This window comes from Siphonobacter sp. BAB-5405 (genome assembly GCF_002872335.1).
GTDB lineage: Bacteria > Bacteroidota > Bacteroidia > Cytophagales > Spirosomataceae > Siphonobacter.
The window spans coordinates 65,179-81,281 of record NZ_NJAG01000014.1 but is presented as its reverse complement, the minus strand read 5'-3'; the positions used below and the strand labels follow the sequence as shown (position 1 = coordinate 81,281).

Annotated in this window: 13 protein-coding genes and 2 tRNA genes; 9 read left to right on the top strand and 6 right to left on the bottom strand. The window is 46.0% G+C overall.

What is annotated here, in order from left to right; translation table 11 throughout:
- Nucleotides 1-312: 312 nt before the first annotated feature.
- The 3 genes from ruvB to BWI97_RS13625 form a co-directional block, all read right to left on the bottom strand.
- Nucleotides 313-1,338 (bottom strand): Holliday junction branch migration DNA helicase RuvB, encoded by a 1,026-nt coding sequence (ruvB, locus tag BWI97_RS13635; RefSeq protein WP_094816263.1) that lies wholly within the window; start codon nt 1,336-1,338, stop codon nt 313-315.
- 114 nt (nt 1,339-1,452) lie between these two features.
- Complete coding sequence (locus BWI97_RS13630) at nt 1,453-1,971, bottom strand: HNH endonuclease (protein WP_094816261.1); 519 nt, start codon at nt 1,969-1,971, stop codon at nt 1,453-1,455.
- Between the two features lie 103 nt (nt 1,972-2,074).
- On the bottom strand, nt 2,075-3,004 hold the full coding sequence (locus BWI97_RS13625; protein WP_158242755.1) for an ATP-binding protein: 930 nt from the start codon (nt 3,002-3,004) through the stop codon (nt 2,075-2,077).
- A gap of 386 nt (nt 3,005-3,390) precedes the next feature.
- Here BWI97_RS13625 and BWI97_RS13620 point away from each other — a divergent pair, with 386 nt between their 5' ends.
- Together BWI97_RS13620 and BWI97_RS13615 are read left to right on the top strand one after the other, a co-directional pair.
- Nucleotides 3,391-5,619 (top strand): ATP-binding protein, encoded by a 2,229-nt coding sequence (locus BWI97_RS13620; RefSeq protein ID WP_102201364.1) that lies wholly within the window; start codon nt 3,391-3,393, stop codon nt 5,617-5,619.
- An 11-nt stretch (nt 5,620-5,630) separates the two neighbouring features.
- Nucleotides 5,631-6,053, top strand: coding sequence for a response regulator (locus BWI97_RS13615; RefSeq protein ID WP_094816255.1), 423 nt, complete (start codon nt 5,631-5,633; stop codon nt 6,051-6,053).
- A gap of 419 nt (nt 6,054-6,472) precedes the next feature.
- Here the strand turns inward: BWI97_RS13615 and BWI97_RS13610 are convergent.
- Nucleotides 6,473-6,557, bottom strand: a tRNA-Leu gene (locus BWI97_RS13610).
- 41 nt (nt 6,558-6,598) lie between these two features.
- Nucleotides 6,599-6,671 (bottom strand) — tRNA-Gly (locus BWI97_RS13605).
- 328 nt (nt 6,672-6,999) lie between these two features.
- Between BWI97_RS13605 and BWI97_RS13600 the strand changes: the two genes are divergently transcribed.
- From BWI97_RS13600 to BWI97_RS13575, 6 genes are all read left to right on the top strand, one after another.
- The gene (locus BWI97_RS13600) at nt 7,000-7,470 is read left to right on the top strand and encodes a DUF4293 domain-containing protein (RefSeq protein ID WP_141217588.1); all 471 of its coding nucleotides are present in this window, start codon (nt 7,000-7,002) and stop codon (nt 7,468-7,470) included.
- A 203-nt stretch (nt 7,471-7,673) separates the two neighbouring features.
- The gene (locus tag BWI97_RS13595) at nt 7,674-9,992 is read left to right on the top strand and encodes a RecQ family ATP-dependent DNA helicase (protein WP_369826590.1); all 2,319 of its coding nucleotides are present in this window, start codon (nt 7,674-7,676) and stop codon (nt 9,990-9,992) included.
- A gap of 137 nt (nt 9,993-10,129) precedes the next feature.
- Nucleotides 10,130-11,407, top strand: a complete 1,278-nt coding sequence (gene purD, locus BWI97_RS13590; RefSeq protein WP_102201363.1) for a phosphoribosylamine--glycine ligase — start codon at nt 10,130-10,132, stop codon at nt 11,405-11,407.
- An 89-nt stretch (nt 11,408-11,496) separates the two neighbouring features.
- The gene (locus BWI97_RS13585) at nt 11,497-12,690 is read left to right on the top strand and encodes a regulatory iron-sulfur-containing complex subunit RicT (protein WP_094816247.1); all 1,194 of its coding nucleotides are present in this window, start codon (nt 11,497-11,499) and stop codon (nt 12,688-12,690) included.
- A 43-nt stretch (nt 12,691-12,733) separates the two neighbouring features.
- Complete coding sequence (locus BWI97_RS13580) at nt 12,734-13,195, top strand: gliding motility lipoprotein GldH (protein WP_094816245.1); 462 nt, start codon at nt 12,734-12,736, stop codon at nt 13,193-13,195.
- A gap of 76 nt (nt 13,196-13,271) precedes the next feature.
- Nucleotides 13,272-13,895: an LON peptidase substrate-binding domain-containing protein gene (locus BWI97_RS13575; protein WP_102201362.1), complete on the top strand. Its 624-nt coding sequence runs from the start codon at nt 13,272-13,274 to the stop codon at nt 13,893-13,895.
- On the opposite strand, the gene BWI97_RS13570 is transcribed toward BWI97_RS13575, so the two are convergent.
- Nucleotides 13,867-15,069, bottom strand: coding sequence for an AI-2E family transporter (locus tag BWI97_RS13570; RefSeq protein ID WP_094816241.1), 1,203 nt, complete (start codon nt 15,067-15,069; stop codon nt 13,867-13,869). The genes BWI97_RS13575 and BWI97_RS13570 overlap by 29 nt on opposite strands.
- A 146-nt stretch (nt 15,070-15,215) precedes the next feature.
- Here BWI97_RS13570 and BWI97_RS13565 point away from each other — a divergent pair, with 146 nt between their 5' ends.
- Entirely contained in the window at nt 15,216-16,022 is an 807-nt protein-coding gene (locus tag BWI97_RS13565) for a hypothetical protein (RefSeq protein ID WP_102201361.1), read from the top strand.
- Nucleotides 16,023-16,103 lie beyond the last annotated feature (81 nt).

Sequence of the window (16,103 nt, the reverse complement as noted above, 5' to 3'; positions counted from 1 at the left end):
GGTGAAAAAACTACCCATTGTAAGAGGCGGTAATGATTGAGCTTTTTCATTCTTGTATTGGTAGTTTTAGGTGGTTTCGGTGGTAAAAGCGATGCTTTATGCCTATAAATTTACAAAAAAACTTTTAGAAATTACGAGTAAATAATCTTCGTATTATCTAATTTTTTATGAATTATAGACAAGATGATCAAATTTAACTATTTATTGAATAAAACAAAAATTTCTTGAATTAATTCAATACACATTACTTTTTTCTTTTCCTACCACTTTCTTAGCTCAATACAATCTGTTTCTCACCACTTTAAATTCCTGTTAGAATAACTCCCCCGCCCGGTATTTAGGAATAATACCTAAATGGCTGTATGATTTTTCAGTAGCTTCTCTTCCACGAGACGTGCGTTTCAGATACCCTTCCTGAATCAAAAAGGGCTCATATACCTCCTCAATCGTCTCCGCTTCTTCGCCTACGGCTGTCGCAATGGTTGACAAACCTACGGGCCCGCCTTTGAACTTCTCGATAATGGTACTCAAAATTCGGTTATCCATATCATCGAGCCCGTTATGGTCAACGTCGAGGGCCGACAAAGCCATTTCGGCGATGGCTACCGTAATGGTTCCCCCCCCTTTTACCTGGGCAAAATCCCGCGTTCGACGTAACAGGTTATTGGCAATCCGTGGCGTCCCCCGACTCCGCCGGGCTATTTCGAAGGCAGCCGTGTCTTCTACGGGTGTCTTCAGAATAGCACACGAACGCTTGATAATTGAGGTCAGTAGTTTCGCATCGTAATACTCCAGCCGGGCGTTGATCCCAAATCGAGCCCGTAATGGTGAAGTCAGCAAACCCGCCCGCGTTGTGGCTCCAATCAAAGTAAAGGGGTTGAGTCCAATCTGAACGGTACGGGCGTTAGGCCCGGAATCCAGTAAAATGTCAATTTTATAATCTTCCATCGCCGAATACAGGTATTCTTCGACAATGGGATTCAGCCGGTGAATCTCATCAATAAACAGTACGTCGTGGGGCTGAAGATTAGTTAACAGCCCGGCCAGGTCGCTGGGCTTATCCAGAACAGGTCCGGATGTAATTTTAATACCGGCCCCTAACTCATTGGCAATAATGTTGGAAAGTGTTGTTTTCCCCAATCCCGGAGGACCGTGCAAGAGCACATGGTCAAGGGGTTCTGCCCGCATTTTAGCGGCAGAAACAAATATTTTCAGATTTTCAAGAATCTTCTCCTGCCCGGTGAAGTCACTAAAGCTCAAAGGCCGTAACGCCCGCTCCATCTCCCGGTCATCTCTCGTAAGCGTTTCTTTTTCGCCTTTCAAATAATCTTCCCGCATGCTCTGGTTCCTGTTTGATCGTCCACTTTCAAAAATACAAGTTTCGGCAACGAAAACCACCTACTACGACATACAGGAAGAAGGAAATACGGAATTTAAAAAAACGTAAGGCCTTTAGTCCGTCACCTTTCTTTCCTTACGGTTTAGAAAAGGCAGCCAGGTTTCATCAATCATACCCGAAAAATCCCGGATAAACATAATGAACGATGGCTTGAAGGGCCGCTGCCGCAGGGGCATTCCTGCTTCTTCGGGTGTAAAATCACCTTTCCGGGAATTACAGCGTTTGCAGGCCGTAGTGAGGTTGTCCCAGCTTGACTTACCACTTCTGGATTTCGGTAATACATGGTCGAGCGTCAGATCGTCGCTGGTTCCGCAGTATTGACAACGATGTCCATCCCGGCGGAAAATGTTTTGTCGCGTCAGCATTACGCCCCGATACGGCAAATACACGTACTTGTGCAGGCGAATGACCGTCGGCATGGGAAAAGACTGTGAAATGCTCCGTAGATTTTCCGTCTGAGATTCTGAAACCAGATCAGCCTTTTTGAGGTAGACGAGTAAAAAAGCTTTGGCGACTGAGCAAATCGTCAAGGCTGAGTAATCCTGATTCAGCACTAATACTTTTCTGCCCATGGTTTTGCGAGGGTTTTGACGCTAAGCAAGTTAGCTTTTTCTCAACAATAACGGAGCATTTGCAGAAAAATAATATACGCCTCTAAAAAGTAGTCTGGCGAGCCTAATTCAGCTGAACTTTCGAGGCTTCGGGCAGCGTAAGTGTAATGGTCGTACCCTCGCCTATCTGCGTTTGGGCCTGTATATTGCCCCGATGGCTTTCAACGATTTTCTGACTAATCGCCAGCCCTGCACCGCAGCCTGCTGTATTACGATTGAGTTGTTTGAAGAGTTGGAAAACGTCCGTTTGGTAAGCGGGGTCAAATCCCAGTCCGTTATCCTGCACGCGAATCTGTACCATGTTCTGTTCCGTTTCGGAAGTCTCTATCGCAATTTGCAGAGGCCGTTCCGGGCTGCTGAATTTGACGGCGTTATCCAGCAACTGGTAAAACAAAGCCTGTAACGTATCTGAGTGGCCCCAAACCACCGGTAATTTGGTAGCGGTCAGGATTTGGGACGAAAGCCCGTTTTCTTCCTGAACTTTATGCCAGGATTTATTTAACACTTCGTTCAGATTGACGGGCCGCAACGTACGTCGCGTAGCGTGAGCGAAAGAAATATACAGTTGAATGGCGTCAAGCAGTTGCATGGCTTGATAACTGAGATCGTTCGTGACCTGTAACAGCATCCGGCTATCGGGCGTAATCACATTTTGTGTATTTCCCCGAATCATATCAATATACAGTAAAATCTTCCGTAAAGGCTCTCGCAAATCGTGCGAGACGACTTTGCTCATCAGGGACCACTCTTCACTCAGTACGGATTTGGGAATTTCAACACGTTCGGCATACGTAAAGCGAATACTTTGCTCTTCCCGCGTGATTTCACACGTAATATCAATTTTTGCTCCGTTCTGCGTTATCAATAAACCCCTGGCCGTCGGAGCAGATTGCTCGATCGCCTGCTCAATCCATTGAGCCGTTTCGGGGGTAAAGACGTTACGAATCGATTTTCCTACTAACGAAGCAGCCGAATAAGTAGTAAACTGAAGCAAGTGAAAACTACAGTCTACAAACGTTCCGTCTAAGGATACACTAAAAAAGCCAAGTGGCTTCCTGATCTCTGAAGAGTATATACGGCTGGAATTCATGTATGTGGCCGAGCCAACTACGCGTTTATATAGAAGTGGGTGACGGATATGTAGCCCGCAATATATCCGTTTTTCTACTGAATTATCTACTGAATCAGTGTTTTTAATAGACAAGGCGTGTGATCTTTTCTCTGTACTTCATACTAAGCAGATTCGGGCAACTCATTCCCAAAGGCTTGCCTTCTTCGTAACATTTCTGTTAATTTTGAAAACTCTAGCTTGTCAAATTCGTTACTTAAAAAGCCTTCTTCCGTTTTTAGAAAAGTGATTTGTTTATCCATTCTGAATAGATGCAAGAAATAGATATTCAAGCTTGTGACCGCGAACCCATCCGGCATTTAGGCAAAATTCAGGCCCATGGGTATTTACTTGCGGTAGATACTCAAACGTTCCAAATTCGTCAGTGCAGCAGTAATCTTTCTGCTTTCTATCCAGATACGTTATCACACGTGATTGGTCTCCCCCTGGAAGAACTGCAACTGGGCGATTTGTCAGGACGAGAAGTAACTCAGCTGATTCAGTTTGCGTTGAAACAAAGTTCACTGGAAACGTTAAATCCGTTCAGCGTTCGGTTACAGGAACGCGACTATCACCTGATTATTCAGCGGCAGGACGATATTTATCTGCTGGAATTTGAACCAAAAGACGAAGCTCTTTTTCCAAGCACGTTGCAAAACCTGGTAAGCCGGGTCATGACTAATCTTCAGCAGAGCAAGACGATCCAGGAGTTGCTGGAAAAAGTTGCTGCCGAGATCAGACTCATCACCCGGTATGATCGCGTAATGATTTATCGTTTCGATGAAGAATGGAACGGTGAGGTTGTCGCCGAAGCCAAGGATGCAAGCCTGGATCCCTTTCTGGGACTTCATTACCCCGCCTCTGATATTCCAAGTCAGGCCCGCGAACTCTATAAAATCAATCTGGTTCGTACGATTGTTGACGCAACAGAGCGGGCTGTATCGATTTATCCCACTACGGATAATCAGAGCGGAAATCCGCTGGATCTGACGCATTCGGTACTGCGGGCCGTATCGCCCGTTCACATCGAATACCTGAAAAATATGGGTGTTCGGTCCAGTATGAGCTTTTCCCTGCTGTACAAAGGAGAACTGTGGGGGCTAATTTCCTGTCACCATTACCAGGGACCGCGACTGGTTGACTATACCGCTCGTATGTCGGGAAAAGTCATCAGCCAGCTTCTTTCTGCGGCATTGGAGTTTCGCAAGGATGAAGAAGATCTGACCCTCGTCAATAAACTCTGGCGAAGCGAACAGACCCTGTTTGAACAAATGCAACGGGACTGGAACGTCGTACAGGGCCTAACCAAGATGGAAACCACCGCAATGGACATTACCTCGGCGGCGGGAATGGCTCTGTTGTACGAAGGGAAGCTGTATACGCTGGGTACTACGCCCAACGAAGCTTTTATCCGGCAATTGATTGAATGGCTGAAACACACGAAGATTGATACCATTTTCCACACGCATCAGCTGCCCCGACTTTTTGGTCCAGCCGAAGCAAATCGGGCAGAAGCTTCGGGCGTGATGGCTGTTGTGATTTCCCGGCAATTGGAAGAATACGTCATCTGGTTCAAGCCGGAAGTCATTCAACAGGTATCCTGGGGAGGTAATCCGGACGAAAAACCCGTAGTAGCCGAACCTGGTGGTCAGCTCCGCCTGAGTCCCCGTAAGAGTTTTGCCAAGTGGACTCAGATTGTACGCAGTACTTCTGAACTTTGGCGGCCTGCGGAGATCAATATAGCCCTGAAATTACGGGAAGACATTTTACAGATTCTTTCCCAACGGGCGAATCAGATTCGTATCCTGAACGAACAGCTCAAGCTGGCTTATGAGGAATTGGATACATTCAGTTATACGGTGTCCCATGACCTGCGAACGCCCTTAGCTTCCATCAAGACCTACGCAGAAGTACTTTTGATTGATTACTCGGATCGACTGGATGAGGAAATGTTACCCCTCTTTGAGAAAATTGTGTCCGCCAGTAATCGGATGGGAGACTTGATTCGGGAAATTCTTCATTACGCCCGAAGTGGACGAACAGAATTATCCGCTGAGCCTATTGAAATGCAGGAATTGCTCCATTCATTGAAAGATGAATTGCTCGTTAGCGAAAAAGGCACCCCCATTACCATTGAAATTCAAGAAACACCTTCCTTAAAAGGTGATAAAACGATGATTACGCAGGTATTCAGCAATTTGCTGTCTAACGCTATCAAGTATACACGTCCGGTAGCGAAGCCTCATATTGTCGTAAAGGGAGTAAAAAATGCCGATGAAATTATCTATTCAGTAACGGATAATGGAATTGGCATTGATATGAAACAAGGTGGTAAGGTTTTTGATTTATTCAAGCGGTTGGATAACGCCAGAAACTTTGAAGGGCATGGAGTAGGATTAGCCATTGTCAAACGGATCATGCAGCGTCACCACGGCAGAGTATGGTTTTACAGCGAACCCTTTAAAGAAACAACTTTTTACATAGCAGTCCCCATTCATTAATTAGCCCGGCCATGATAGATGTATTATATGTAGAAGATAACCCGGACGACGTTGATATTTTCAAGCGTGTAGTCGGCAAGATCGAGCAGCCGCCCAGTTATAAAGTATTAAACACCGGTACCGAAGCCGTAGACTACGTACTTCGTAGAGGTACGTATCATAATAAAGATACGTCAACGCCTAAAATGTTGCTGTTGGATTTAAATTTACCTGGCAACAATGGTTTCGAGGTATTACAGCAAATTCGTTCGCATACGCAGGGGCGTACATTACCGATCGTAGTATATAGCACGTCAGATAATCCAAAAGATATGCGGGAAGCTTTTGATTTAGGAGCGAATGCTTACCTGATTAAACCCGGTGGTTATCGGGAAGTAAGCGAAATGCTTCGTCGAGCTATTGATTTCTGGGTAGCTCAACAAGGTCATCAATAGAAGAAGCCGGACGCTAGTGTTCGGCTTTTCTGTTACTACCTTAATTAATTGGATAGGCTTATACTGATCCCAGTGATACATGCGGTGTTTTTTATGAAGGCTCTGAACTACTTACCTATTGTAGCATCACTTTTCTTACTTACAGGTACTTTACTTGTAATGTCTACACTCCTGTACATTTTCATTAAATGATATCATCCTCTTGGCGTTAACATTACTTATGTGGTTAAAATAAAAGCAGACTGTTTGCTCTTGTAAAACTTTTCTCTTCCCAGTAAAAACGCACTAACAGAAATGTCTCTGTAATCTATTAATAGATGGTTTTGCGTGACCAATTTTCTATTGGCAAATTTAAAAATCATACGAGCATCTAAAAGAGAAAACCCCTTGTAAGTTAGATACTTACAAGGGGTTTATTGTACCCGAGACGGGACTCGAACCCGTACAGGCATCACTGCCCAAAGGATTTTAAGTCCTTCGTGTCTACCATTCCACCACCCGGGCCTCCTACAAAAAAGGCTCCGACTTGCGGAGCCTTTTTGTCGAGCGAAAGACGGGGTTCGAACCCGCGACCTCGACCTTGGCAAGGTCGCGCTCTACCAGCTGAGCTACTTTCGCTTGTTAATTTGCCGTTTCCCTTACCGTTGGGACTGCAAACATACGAGCTAAAAAGGGGGTTTGTCAAGAGACGAGTCAAAAAAATCTTAAAAATTTTGTCTAAGGAATCAATATTCTAATCCATTCAGCCAATAAGACTCTCTAAATCAAAACTTTATCTTTATCTACTTTTTTGAACATTTTTCTTATTTTTTTCTAGCTGCCTCCCTTGTGTGGTTTTCTATAGCCAGGCTTTACCTTTACATCTCGCTCCTGTAACTACCTGCCAGGATTGGTTACAGGGTTTTTGTCCGTTACTTTTGCTTTGTACATTTTATTTGATTTTTCTATGCTTCAGCGTCCTCAAACACTTTTTCTCGCATTAATCGTATTGTCGATGGCTTTGTATCTGGTCTTTCCTATCTGGCAAAAGTCAGTGGGCACCGAGACGGCCGTACTGGATGCCTATTCTCTCACATACACCAAAGGTGAAGCTACCACCGAAACAAGCACGCTGTACCTGGCGGGTTTAGCTCTGGTCTCTGCCGGATTAGCTCTGGTTTCTTTATTACAATATACCAACCGCCTGCGACAGATGATGTTGAACCTGATCAATACGCTCGTGATGGTGGCTTTACTGGGGTTATCTACGTACCTGTCCCACATACAGGCCAATGCTCAATTTGCACCACAGACTTCAGGTAGTTTCAAAGTAGGCTTTTTCGTTCTAGCCGTGGCTTTGCTGTCGAATGTAGCGGCAAACCGTTTCATCCGCATCGATGAAAAGAAAGTGAAAGATGCTTTTGAGCGGCTTCGGTAACGTAAAAAGTTCGCTTTTGCTTAGCGGAATAGCTACTTTTCGCGACGGTACAGCTTTTCCCGCAGGTGATTTGTATTTTTTGCCAGCAAATATTTTTGGTTCTGTACTGACTTTTTTTATTAATTTCAATTCTGATTCTGTCGCCAGACAAGATTTCCCCCTAATAGCATCTAACCATCGATTGATGTTGAAGAAAAGTATAAATGGCCATGCTCGCTGATCCGTCATTGAAGGATACCCTCAAGGCAAAATTGAAAGAGGTTTTCGGCTTCACTCAGTTTCGGGGTGAACAGGAAGACATTATCTGTAACCTTCTCGCAGGAAATCACACGTTCGTGATTATGCCTACCGGAGCCGGTAAGTCTATGTGCTACCAGCTTCCCGCCGTCGTAAGCGACGGCACAGCCGTGGTAATTTCCCCGTTGATTGCCCTGATGAAAAACCAGGTTGATCAACTGAATGCCGTTGGGGTGAATGCTCAGTTTTTAAACTCGACCCTTAGTAAATCGGAAATGACGCAAGTCAAGAAAGATGTACTGAATGGAGAAGTTAAATTATTATACGTCGCTCCTGAGTCGTTAACGAAAGAGGAAAACCTGGCATTCCTGCAAAAAGCAAAAATTTCATTCGTAGCCATTGATGAGGCCCACTGTATTTCGGAATGGGGCCATGATTTCCGTCCGGAATACCGTCGGATCCGTAGCATTGTGGAAACCATCAATCCGAGCTTACCACTGATTGCCCTTACCGCAACGGCCACACCGAAAGTACAGCAGGACATCATCAAGAACCTGCAAATGGAAGATGCGTCGGTTTACAAATCATCGTTTAACCGGAAGAACCTGTACTATGAGATTCGTCCGAAAACGAAAGATGTAAACCGTCAGTTGATTAAATACATCAAAAGTCAGACTGGCAAATCAGGCATTATCTATTGCCTGAGCCGTAAGACAGTTGAAGAAATAGCTGAGTTACTGAACGTAAATGGCGTTAAGGCCCTCCCCTATCACGCGGGTCTGGATCCGGCGACGCGTATGGGTAATCAGGACGCTTTTCTGAATGAAGAAGCCGAAGTGATCGTTGCAACGATTGCTTTTGGAATGGGTATCGATAAGCCCGACGTTCGTTTTGTACTTCACTACGACGCTCCCAAATCACTGGAAGGGTATTATCAGGAAACGGGCCGGGCGGGCCGGGATGGTCTGGAAGGCAATTGTGTGATGTTTTACAGCTACGATGATATTGTCAAGCTGGATAAATTCAACAAGGACAAGCCCGTAACCGAACGCGATAATGCCAAGGCTTTGTTGATGGAGATGGTTAGCTATTCTAACCTGGGCGTATGTCGCCGTCGTCAGTTGCTGGGTTATTTCGGTGAGTACTTCGCCAAGGACTGCGGTTTTTGCGATAACTGTCTTAAGCCTACGCAGAAATTCAAAATGCAGGAGGAGGCCGAATGGATCCTCAAGGCTGTTCAGCAAACCGGAAACCGTTTCGATTGCCACCACATCGCAGACATTCTGTTAGGCATAGAAAATCCCTATGTACTGAGTCACAGCCACAACAAACTTGATGTATTCGGAAAGGGCAAGTACAAGGTGGGCTACGAAGCTGATACCGACGACGACGAACCCGAAGAGGAGGAAGACGAGGACGGTAATGTTATCACAAAGCCCAAGCCCAAGACCGTCGATAAAAAAGACGATGGCCTGCAGACGCCTGAATTCTGGCACTCGGTCATTAAACAGCTAACGATTTACGGTTTCCTGGATAAGGATATTGAGAATTACGGCACCCTGAAGCTGTCTGAAAAAGGGGCTCAGTTTCTGGAAGCACCCTTCTCTTCTTCGTTTTCCAAGGATCACGATTATACCCAGCAGGGCGAAGACAAAGAAGAAGAAAAGGACGAGGTAAGCACGTCGGCCAAAGCTTACGACGAAGCCTTGTTTGAAATGCTGAAGAACCTTCGGAAGAAAATTGCGAAGGAAAAGAATATTCCCCCCTACGTTATCTTCCAGGACCCATCCATGGAAGAAATGGCAACCACTTATCCTTCCACCATTCAGGAGCTGGCTCAAATTACCGGCGTTGGAATGGGTAAGGCGGTCAAATTCGGGAAACAGTTCATTGAGCTGATCACCCGTTACGTAGAGGAAAATGAAATCGAAACGGCGACGGAAGTAGTCGTAAAAACGACGACGAACAAGTCGAAAGTTAAGATTTTTATTATTCAGCAAATTGATCGTAAGATTGATCTGGAGGAAATTGCCGAAGCCAAAAGTCTCGGCATGACGGAGCTCATCGAAGAAATTGAGCACATCTGTTATTCCGGTACCAAACTCAATCTGGATTATTACATCAATCAGGTGCTGGATGATGATCGTCAGGATGAAATCTACGAATATTTCATGCGAGCGGAAACTGATTCCATGGCCGTTGCCTTAAAAGAACTGGGCAACGAGTACTCGGAAGAAGAGCTTCGGCTGATGCGGATCAAGTTCCATAGTGAATTAGGTCACTAAGCCACGAGTCAGGGTAACTGTACCAGGGTTGGTGCAGTTACCCGCTTTTTTATTCGTACCTTTTTTCAATTATTTTCACTGTATACGCCCGTAAGGAGTTTAGGCTTCAGCCTGAGTGGGTATTTAAGAATTATCCGATGAATATTCTCATCGTAGGGTCTGGCGGCCGGGAACATGCGTTTGCCTGGAAAATTGCTCAGAGCCCTCTATGTCAACAGTTATTTGTAGCTCCCGGTAATGCCGGCACCGCTCAGCTGGCAACGAATTTACCGATTGGAGTCAATGACTTTGACGCAATTGCTACCGCTGTTCTTGAAAACCATATTTCACTCGTCATCGTCGGACCGGAGGAACCGCTGGTTCGTGGTATTCGGGATTATTTCGAAAGTCGCGAAGACCTGAAGAAAGTCTTGTTACTGGGACCGGATAGCCGTGGAGCTCAGTTAGAAGGATCGAAAGATTTTTCTAAAAACTTTATGGTTAAGCACCAAATTCCTACGGCTGCTTCGCGTACGTTCGTGAAAGAAACCCTGGAGGAAGGCCTGGAGTACATTACGCAGCAAGCCTTTCCGCTGGTATTGAAAGCCGACGGTCTGGCCGCAGGTAAGGGTGTAATCATTGCCGCTGACGTAGCCGAAGCTCAGCAAACCCTCCGGGAAATGCTGGTAGACGCGAAATTCGGGGACGCTTCTCAAAAAGTAGTAATTGAAGAGTACTTACACGGAATCGAATTATCGGTATTTGTGTTAACCGACGGGGTGAATTACCACATTTTGCCCGAAGCCAAAGATTACAAACGTATTGGTGAAGGCGATAGCGGACCCAATACGGGCGGCATGGGAGCGGTTTCGCCCGTACCTTTTGCCGACGATGCTTTTCAAAAGAAAGTAGAAGAGCGAATTGTACGCCCAACACTTAACGGTTTGAAAGCGGAAGGTATTCGCTACGTTGGTTTTATTTTCATTGGCTTGATGAACGTAAAGGGCGATCCTTACGTCATTGAGTACAACTGCCGGATGGGTGACCCGGAAACAGAAGTTGTACTGCCCCGTATTGATTCAGACTTGCTGATGCTGCTCAAAGCCGCGGCTGAAGGCAAACTGAAATACGTAAATTTTGCTGTATCCAATAAGATGGCCGTTACTACCGTTGTGGTAGCCGGTGGCTATCCGGGAGAGTATGCCAAGGGTGACGTAATTCAATTGCCCGGTAAGCAGAATTATACGACCATTTTCCACGCCGGAACAAAACATTCCGAGTCCGGAGAAGTGGTCACCAATGGAGGACGCGTCCTGGCCGTTACGGCTCTGGGAACGTCCATCCAAGAAGCCCGCCAGCGTTCACAAACGGCGGCAGCCGCTGTCCAGTACGAAGGCAAGTACTTCCGACGGGACATCGGCCTGGACCTTTTATAATTTTGGATGGTAGAATCATCGAATGAGTGACAGGCTCGTTATGAGCTGCGTTCAGGCTTCTATCATTCAAAAATTCTACATACAAAAAAATGGGATGTGCATCATGTGCAACGGGTGGCTGTGGAAGCATTCGTTCGAAAGATAAAGCAGGTGCCTCCGTATCCGGTTGTAAGAACAACGGAGCCTGCGGTACGGGTGGCTGTAATAAAATGAATGTGTTCGACTGGTTGTCGGATATGGAAGCTCCGGGATTAGGAATCCCGGTTCACCAGCGGAGTAATCTGGTGGAGGTAAAATTCAAAGGAGGCCGGAAGGAATATTTCCGTAATACGGCTCAACTTGAACTCTATACGGGCGATCCAGTAGTGGTAGAAATGCAGAGTGGTCATCACCTGGGTTTTGTCTCCTTACAAGGTGAGCTGGTACGGTTGCAAGTCGTGAAACGCGGAGTGAAAGATCCCGAAATTCGGCAGGTATACCGGAAAGCGACGGCCAAGGATCTCGAGAAACACGAGCAAACCATTGCCCGGGATTTACCGACGATGTACCGGGCTCGGGAAATCGTGAAGGAGTTGAAACTCAACATGAAACTATCAGACGTTGAGTTTCAGTCTGACGGCACCAAGGCAACCTTTTATTACTCTTCGGATGAACGCGTAGATTTCCGGGAGCTGATTAAGGTGCTGGCCAGCGAGTTTAAGGTCCGTATTGAGATGAAGCAGATCAGTCTGCGGCAGGAAGCAGCCCGTATCGGTGGTATTGGCGTCTGTGGTCGCGAATTGTGCTGCTCCACCTGGTTGACGGATTTCAAGAACGTAACTACTTCAGCAGCCCGTTACCAGAATCTTTCGCTGAATCCGGTGAAGCTATCCGGTCAGTGTGGTCGCTTGAAGTGTTGCCTGAATTACGAGCTGGAAACGTATATCGATGCCTTACGGGATATTCCAAGTCTGGAAGGGCCGCTGAAAGTACAGAAAGGTGATGCGAACCTGATTAAAACGGATATTTTCCGTAAGATCATGTGGTTTAGTTTCCGTGGCGATGACAACTGGTATCCGGTTGCCATTCCGCAGGTACTGAAAATTGTGGAAATGAATAAGCGGGGTGTCATTCCTCCTTCGTTCGAAGAACTGGAGATCATGCCCGTCATCGAAGCAAAAAACTCAGGCATTAATAGTGACCTGGTACGTATGGATAAGAAGTTTCAATCGCAAAATCGTCCTGCGTCAAAGAATAAGAAAAAACGGTCGGGCGGAGGCTCAAACCGTCCCCCTTCTAAATGATTTCGTTCCCGGAGGTCTCAATACCTCCGGGATTTTCATTCCTATGCGACTCTTTCTCTTTCTATGTTTTCTGGTTAGCCTAACGGCCTGTGATACGAATGCGGTATTCAAGGATAATATGGAACTGCCGGATGCCAAATGGCCGGTCAAAACCGTTCCTAGCTTTTCCTTTGAAATCAGCGATACTACCCGAACGTACAATCTGTATTATAACCTGCGAAATACGAAGTCGTACCCGTATTACAACCTTTACGTTACCCGTACGCTGTTAGGGCCGGATGGCAAAACCATTGAACGAAAACTGGATGAGCTCATTTTAGCCAATGCTACCACGGGTAAACCAACCGGTAACGGCCTGGGCGACATCTACGATCATAAATTTCTGGTCGTAAAAAATTACCGTTTTGCCAAAGCAGGTACTTACACCTTCAAAGTGGAACAGTACATGCGTCAGGATCCATTACCGGAAATTCAGACGGTAGGTCTTACCGTTGAACGGAATTAGCTCTTCCCCAAAGCGGAGCTAGCGTTGTATTTGGATAGTTCAGGCGAGTCTTTCCACCCCACTTCGATACAGATCTATGGTTTTCCTGCCTTTGTTTCCGCTCAACCTGGTAGCTTTTCCGGGGGAAAAATTGAACCTCCACATTTTCGAGCCCCGCTATATTCAGCTGATTACGGAGTGTTTGGAAGCAGATACACCCTTTGGTATTCCTGTATATATGCCAAATCAGCAGATGGATTTTGGTACTTCCCTACGCGTACGTGAAGTATCCCAACGTTACGATGATGGCCGGATGGACATACGGACGGAAGGGCTGCAAATTTTTCGTCTGCTGAGTTTTATCAACCCCGTAGAAAGAAAGTTATACGCCGGCGGCCAGATAGCCTACCAGGAGCATGAATCCAGTACCGAACTGCTGCCGGGCTTACTGGACCATCTCAAAAAACTGTATCAGCATTTACAAACAAACGTAGAGTTTAACGAGCGATCCGAGAACTTTTCGTACCAGATCGCTCATAAAATTGGCTTGTCGCTTGAGGAGGAATACGAGTTATTACAAATTCCACAAGAACTGGAACGGCAACGTTTCATCTCCCGCCATTTGAATCGAATTATGCCCGTTATTCAGGAACTGGAAAAAACGAAAGAGCGAATTCGTCTCAACGGGCATTTCAGGAATTTTGATCCCTTAAACTTCTAGCTTCGGTCTGATTCTGAGGCTGCTCTTCGTTAGCCAAAGCTTCTTCCACTTTCCGTTTTCGTTTGGTTAACGTATCAAGCTTGGGCAACTTACTACTTGATTTTACAACCGCTCCCTTACTGTACTCGGGATCGCCGAGCAGGAACCCGTACGGTTTAAGTCCATCGACATTATCACAAATCACTTTCACAATAGCAGTCACGGGCAGGGCCAGTACCAGTCCTGATATTCCCCACAACTGTCCACCCAGAATCAACACAACCATCGCCGCTAGCGGGTTAACGCTTACCTTTGAGCCGACAACATAAGGTGTAATGAAGTTCCCTTCCAGAATCTGAACGAAACTGAATACGCCGATTACTCCGACGGCATACATGGGTGAATCTTTCGTAACCAGAGCGTAAATGGTAGGTAACAGCGACCCAATCAGAATACCGATGTAGGGTACCAGTAGTAAGACTGCTGCCAGCGTTCCGAAAAACCAGGCGTAGTCGATACCCAGAATCAGTAATCCGGTTGTATTCAAGCAGGCTACAATGCCAATTACCAATACCAACCCCGCCAAATAACCCTGTACAACGACGTAAATTTTACTCAGCACGTCATCCAGACGCGAACGTTTGGTTTTCGAAAACAGCTTATAAACAAAGCTTCGGAAAAAGTCCCGGTACAAGAGGATGAAGAATACAAATAAGGGAATCAACGACAAGTCAGCCAGTGTAGACGTGGTAGACGACAGGAAAGTAGTAATGTAACTGCCGCTATTGTGTAAAACGTCGTTGGTAATGCGTTTGATTTCCGTGTTCTGACGGGTTTTATCCAGGCCCAACTGATCATTGGCCATTTCCTGAGCCCGATCCAGAACGGCATTCATTTTATTCTGAAATTTGGGAAAATCGTCGGAGAAATTAGCCATTTGCATGGATACAACCCAGCCAATGCCTACCAAAACGCCGATCAGAACGACCAGACAAACGAAGATGGCAGCTACTCGCGGAAATTTCCACCGCTCCAGTTTCCGGCATAGGGGAAATAGTAACATCGCCAGTAAAAGCGAAAAAAGTAGCAAGGTTACCACTCCCTGCAGAGCGTATAAGCCGTAAATGATGAGCAATACGCAGATGAGTATCGCGGCCAGTCGGACGGGATAGGGCAAAGTAGGTTCTGGAGTCATGGGGCGGGGATTTCCTTGTAAATAAATGGTTGACGCAATGACGATGGATTCAGTGACTTTTGGGGTGTACTATTCAACTTGATTAGAACGAATTTTACGGAATGCTTACTAAACTATTCCTTTTGCTATTTGAAATACAAACCAGTTTGTGTTCTTGCCAGCCCGACATCTACCGTCAGGGCTTTCACCGGGCCAAACCTCAGTACCGGATTGAGAAAACGGGACAAATGCCTACCGTAGCCAATGAAAATTCGGGTTTGGCGACGGCTTTGGCAACACCTACCTTCTGGACGCACAATGACTCGGGTGGCAGACCTGAACTCTACGAAATCGACGTCTCCGGCCATTTGCTTACTACCTGGTCGCTGCCACAACTTATGAACAAGGACTGGGAGGAACTTAGTCGGGACGATCGGGGTCATCTGTACATTGGCGATATCGGCAATAATACGAACACCCGGCAGGATTTATGCATCTATCAGGTCTCGCTATCCAGCGATTCATCGGCTTCTTTACCTAAGAAAATAACATACCATTACGAGGATCAGCGAGCGTTTCCTCCTGAACGTTCACGCAAGAATTTTGACTGTGAAGCGTTCTTCTATGCTCAGGACAGTCTCTTTTTGTTTTCAAAAAACTGGGGTCATAAAACAGCCACTTTGTATACTATTCCGGCCCGGGAAGGACACCATACGGCCATTCGAAAAGATAGTATTCGTTTGAACGGCATGATTACCGCTGCTGACATCAGTCCAGACCGGCAAAGCTTTGCCCTATTGACGTACGGAAAAGTCTTTTTCTTTGGGATTGAGCACGGGCAGATTAACTTTAAGCACCCAATTTCTTGCCTGAAAGTGGGTCGTGGACAGGTAGAAGGGCTCGTTTTTATCAGCAATACGGAGCTACTGCTCACCAATGAAAAAGGAAAAATATATAAAATAAGCAGACGCTAGGGAACCTATTCCTCCGTTTGGGCAATAGTAGAGACAGCTCTAAACGTATTGTTGAGTATACGTTTGCCTGAACTACGGATT

Coding starts and splice junctions, on each gene's coding strand:
- BWI97_RS13585 (WP_094816247.1), top strand. CDS start 11,497: ATGGGATGTGCATCATGTGCAACGGGTGGCTGTGGAAGCATTCGTTCG.
- BWI97_RS13630 (WP_094816261.1), bottom strand. CDS start 1,971: ATGGGCAGAAAAGTATTAGTGCTGAATCAGGATTACTCAGCCTTGACG.
- BWI97_RS13580 (WP_094816245.1), top strand. CDS start 12,734: ATGCGACTCTTTCTCTTTCTATGTTTTCTGGTTAGCCTAACGGCCTGT.
- purD (WP_102201363.1), top strand. CDS start 10,130: ATGAATATTCTCATCGTAGGGTCTGGCGGCCGGGAACATGCGTTTGCC.
- ruvB (WP_094816263.1), bottom strand. CDS start 1,338: ATGCGGGAAGATTATTTGAAAGGCGAAAAAGAAACGCTTACGAGAGAT.
- BWI97_RS13615 (WP_094816255.1), top strand. CDS start 5,631: ATGATAGATGTATTATATGTAGAAGATAACCCGGACGACGTTGATATT.
- BWI97_RS13570 (WP_094816241.1), bottom strand. CDS start 15,069: ATGACTCCAGAACCTACTTTGCCCTATCCCGTCCGACTGGCCGCGATA.
- BWI97_RS13595 (WP_369826590.1), top strand. CDS start 7,674: ATGGCCATGCTCGCTGATCCGTCATTGAAGGATACCCTCAAGGCAAAA.
- BWI97_RS13620 (WP_102201364.1), top strand. CDS start 3,391: ATGCAAGAAATAGATATTCAAGCTTGTGACCGCGAACCCATCCGGCAT.
- BWI97_RS13575 (WP_102201362.1), top strand. CDS start 13,272: ATGGTTTTCCTGCCTTTGTTTCCGCTCAACCTGGTAGCTTTTCCGGGG.
- BWI97_RS13600 (WP_141217588.1), top strand. CDS start 7,000: ATGCTTCAGCGTCCTCAAACACTTTTTCTCGCATTAATCGTATTGTCG.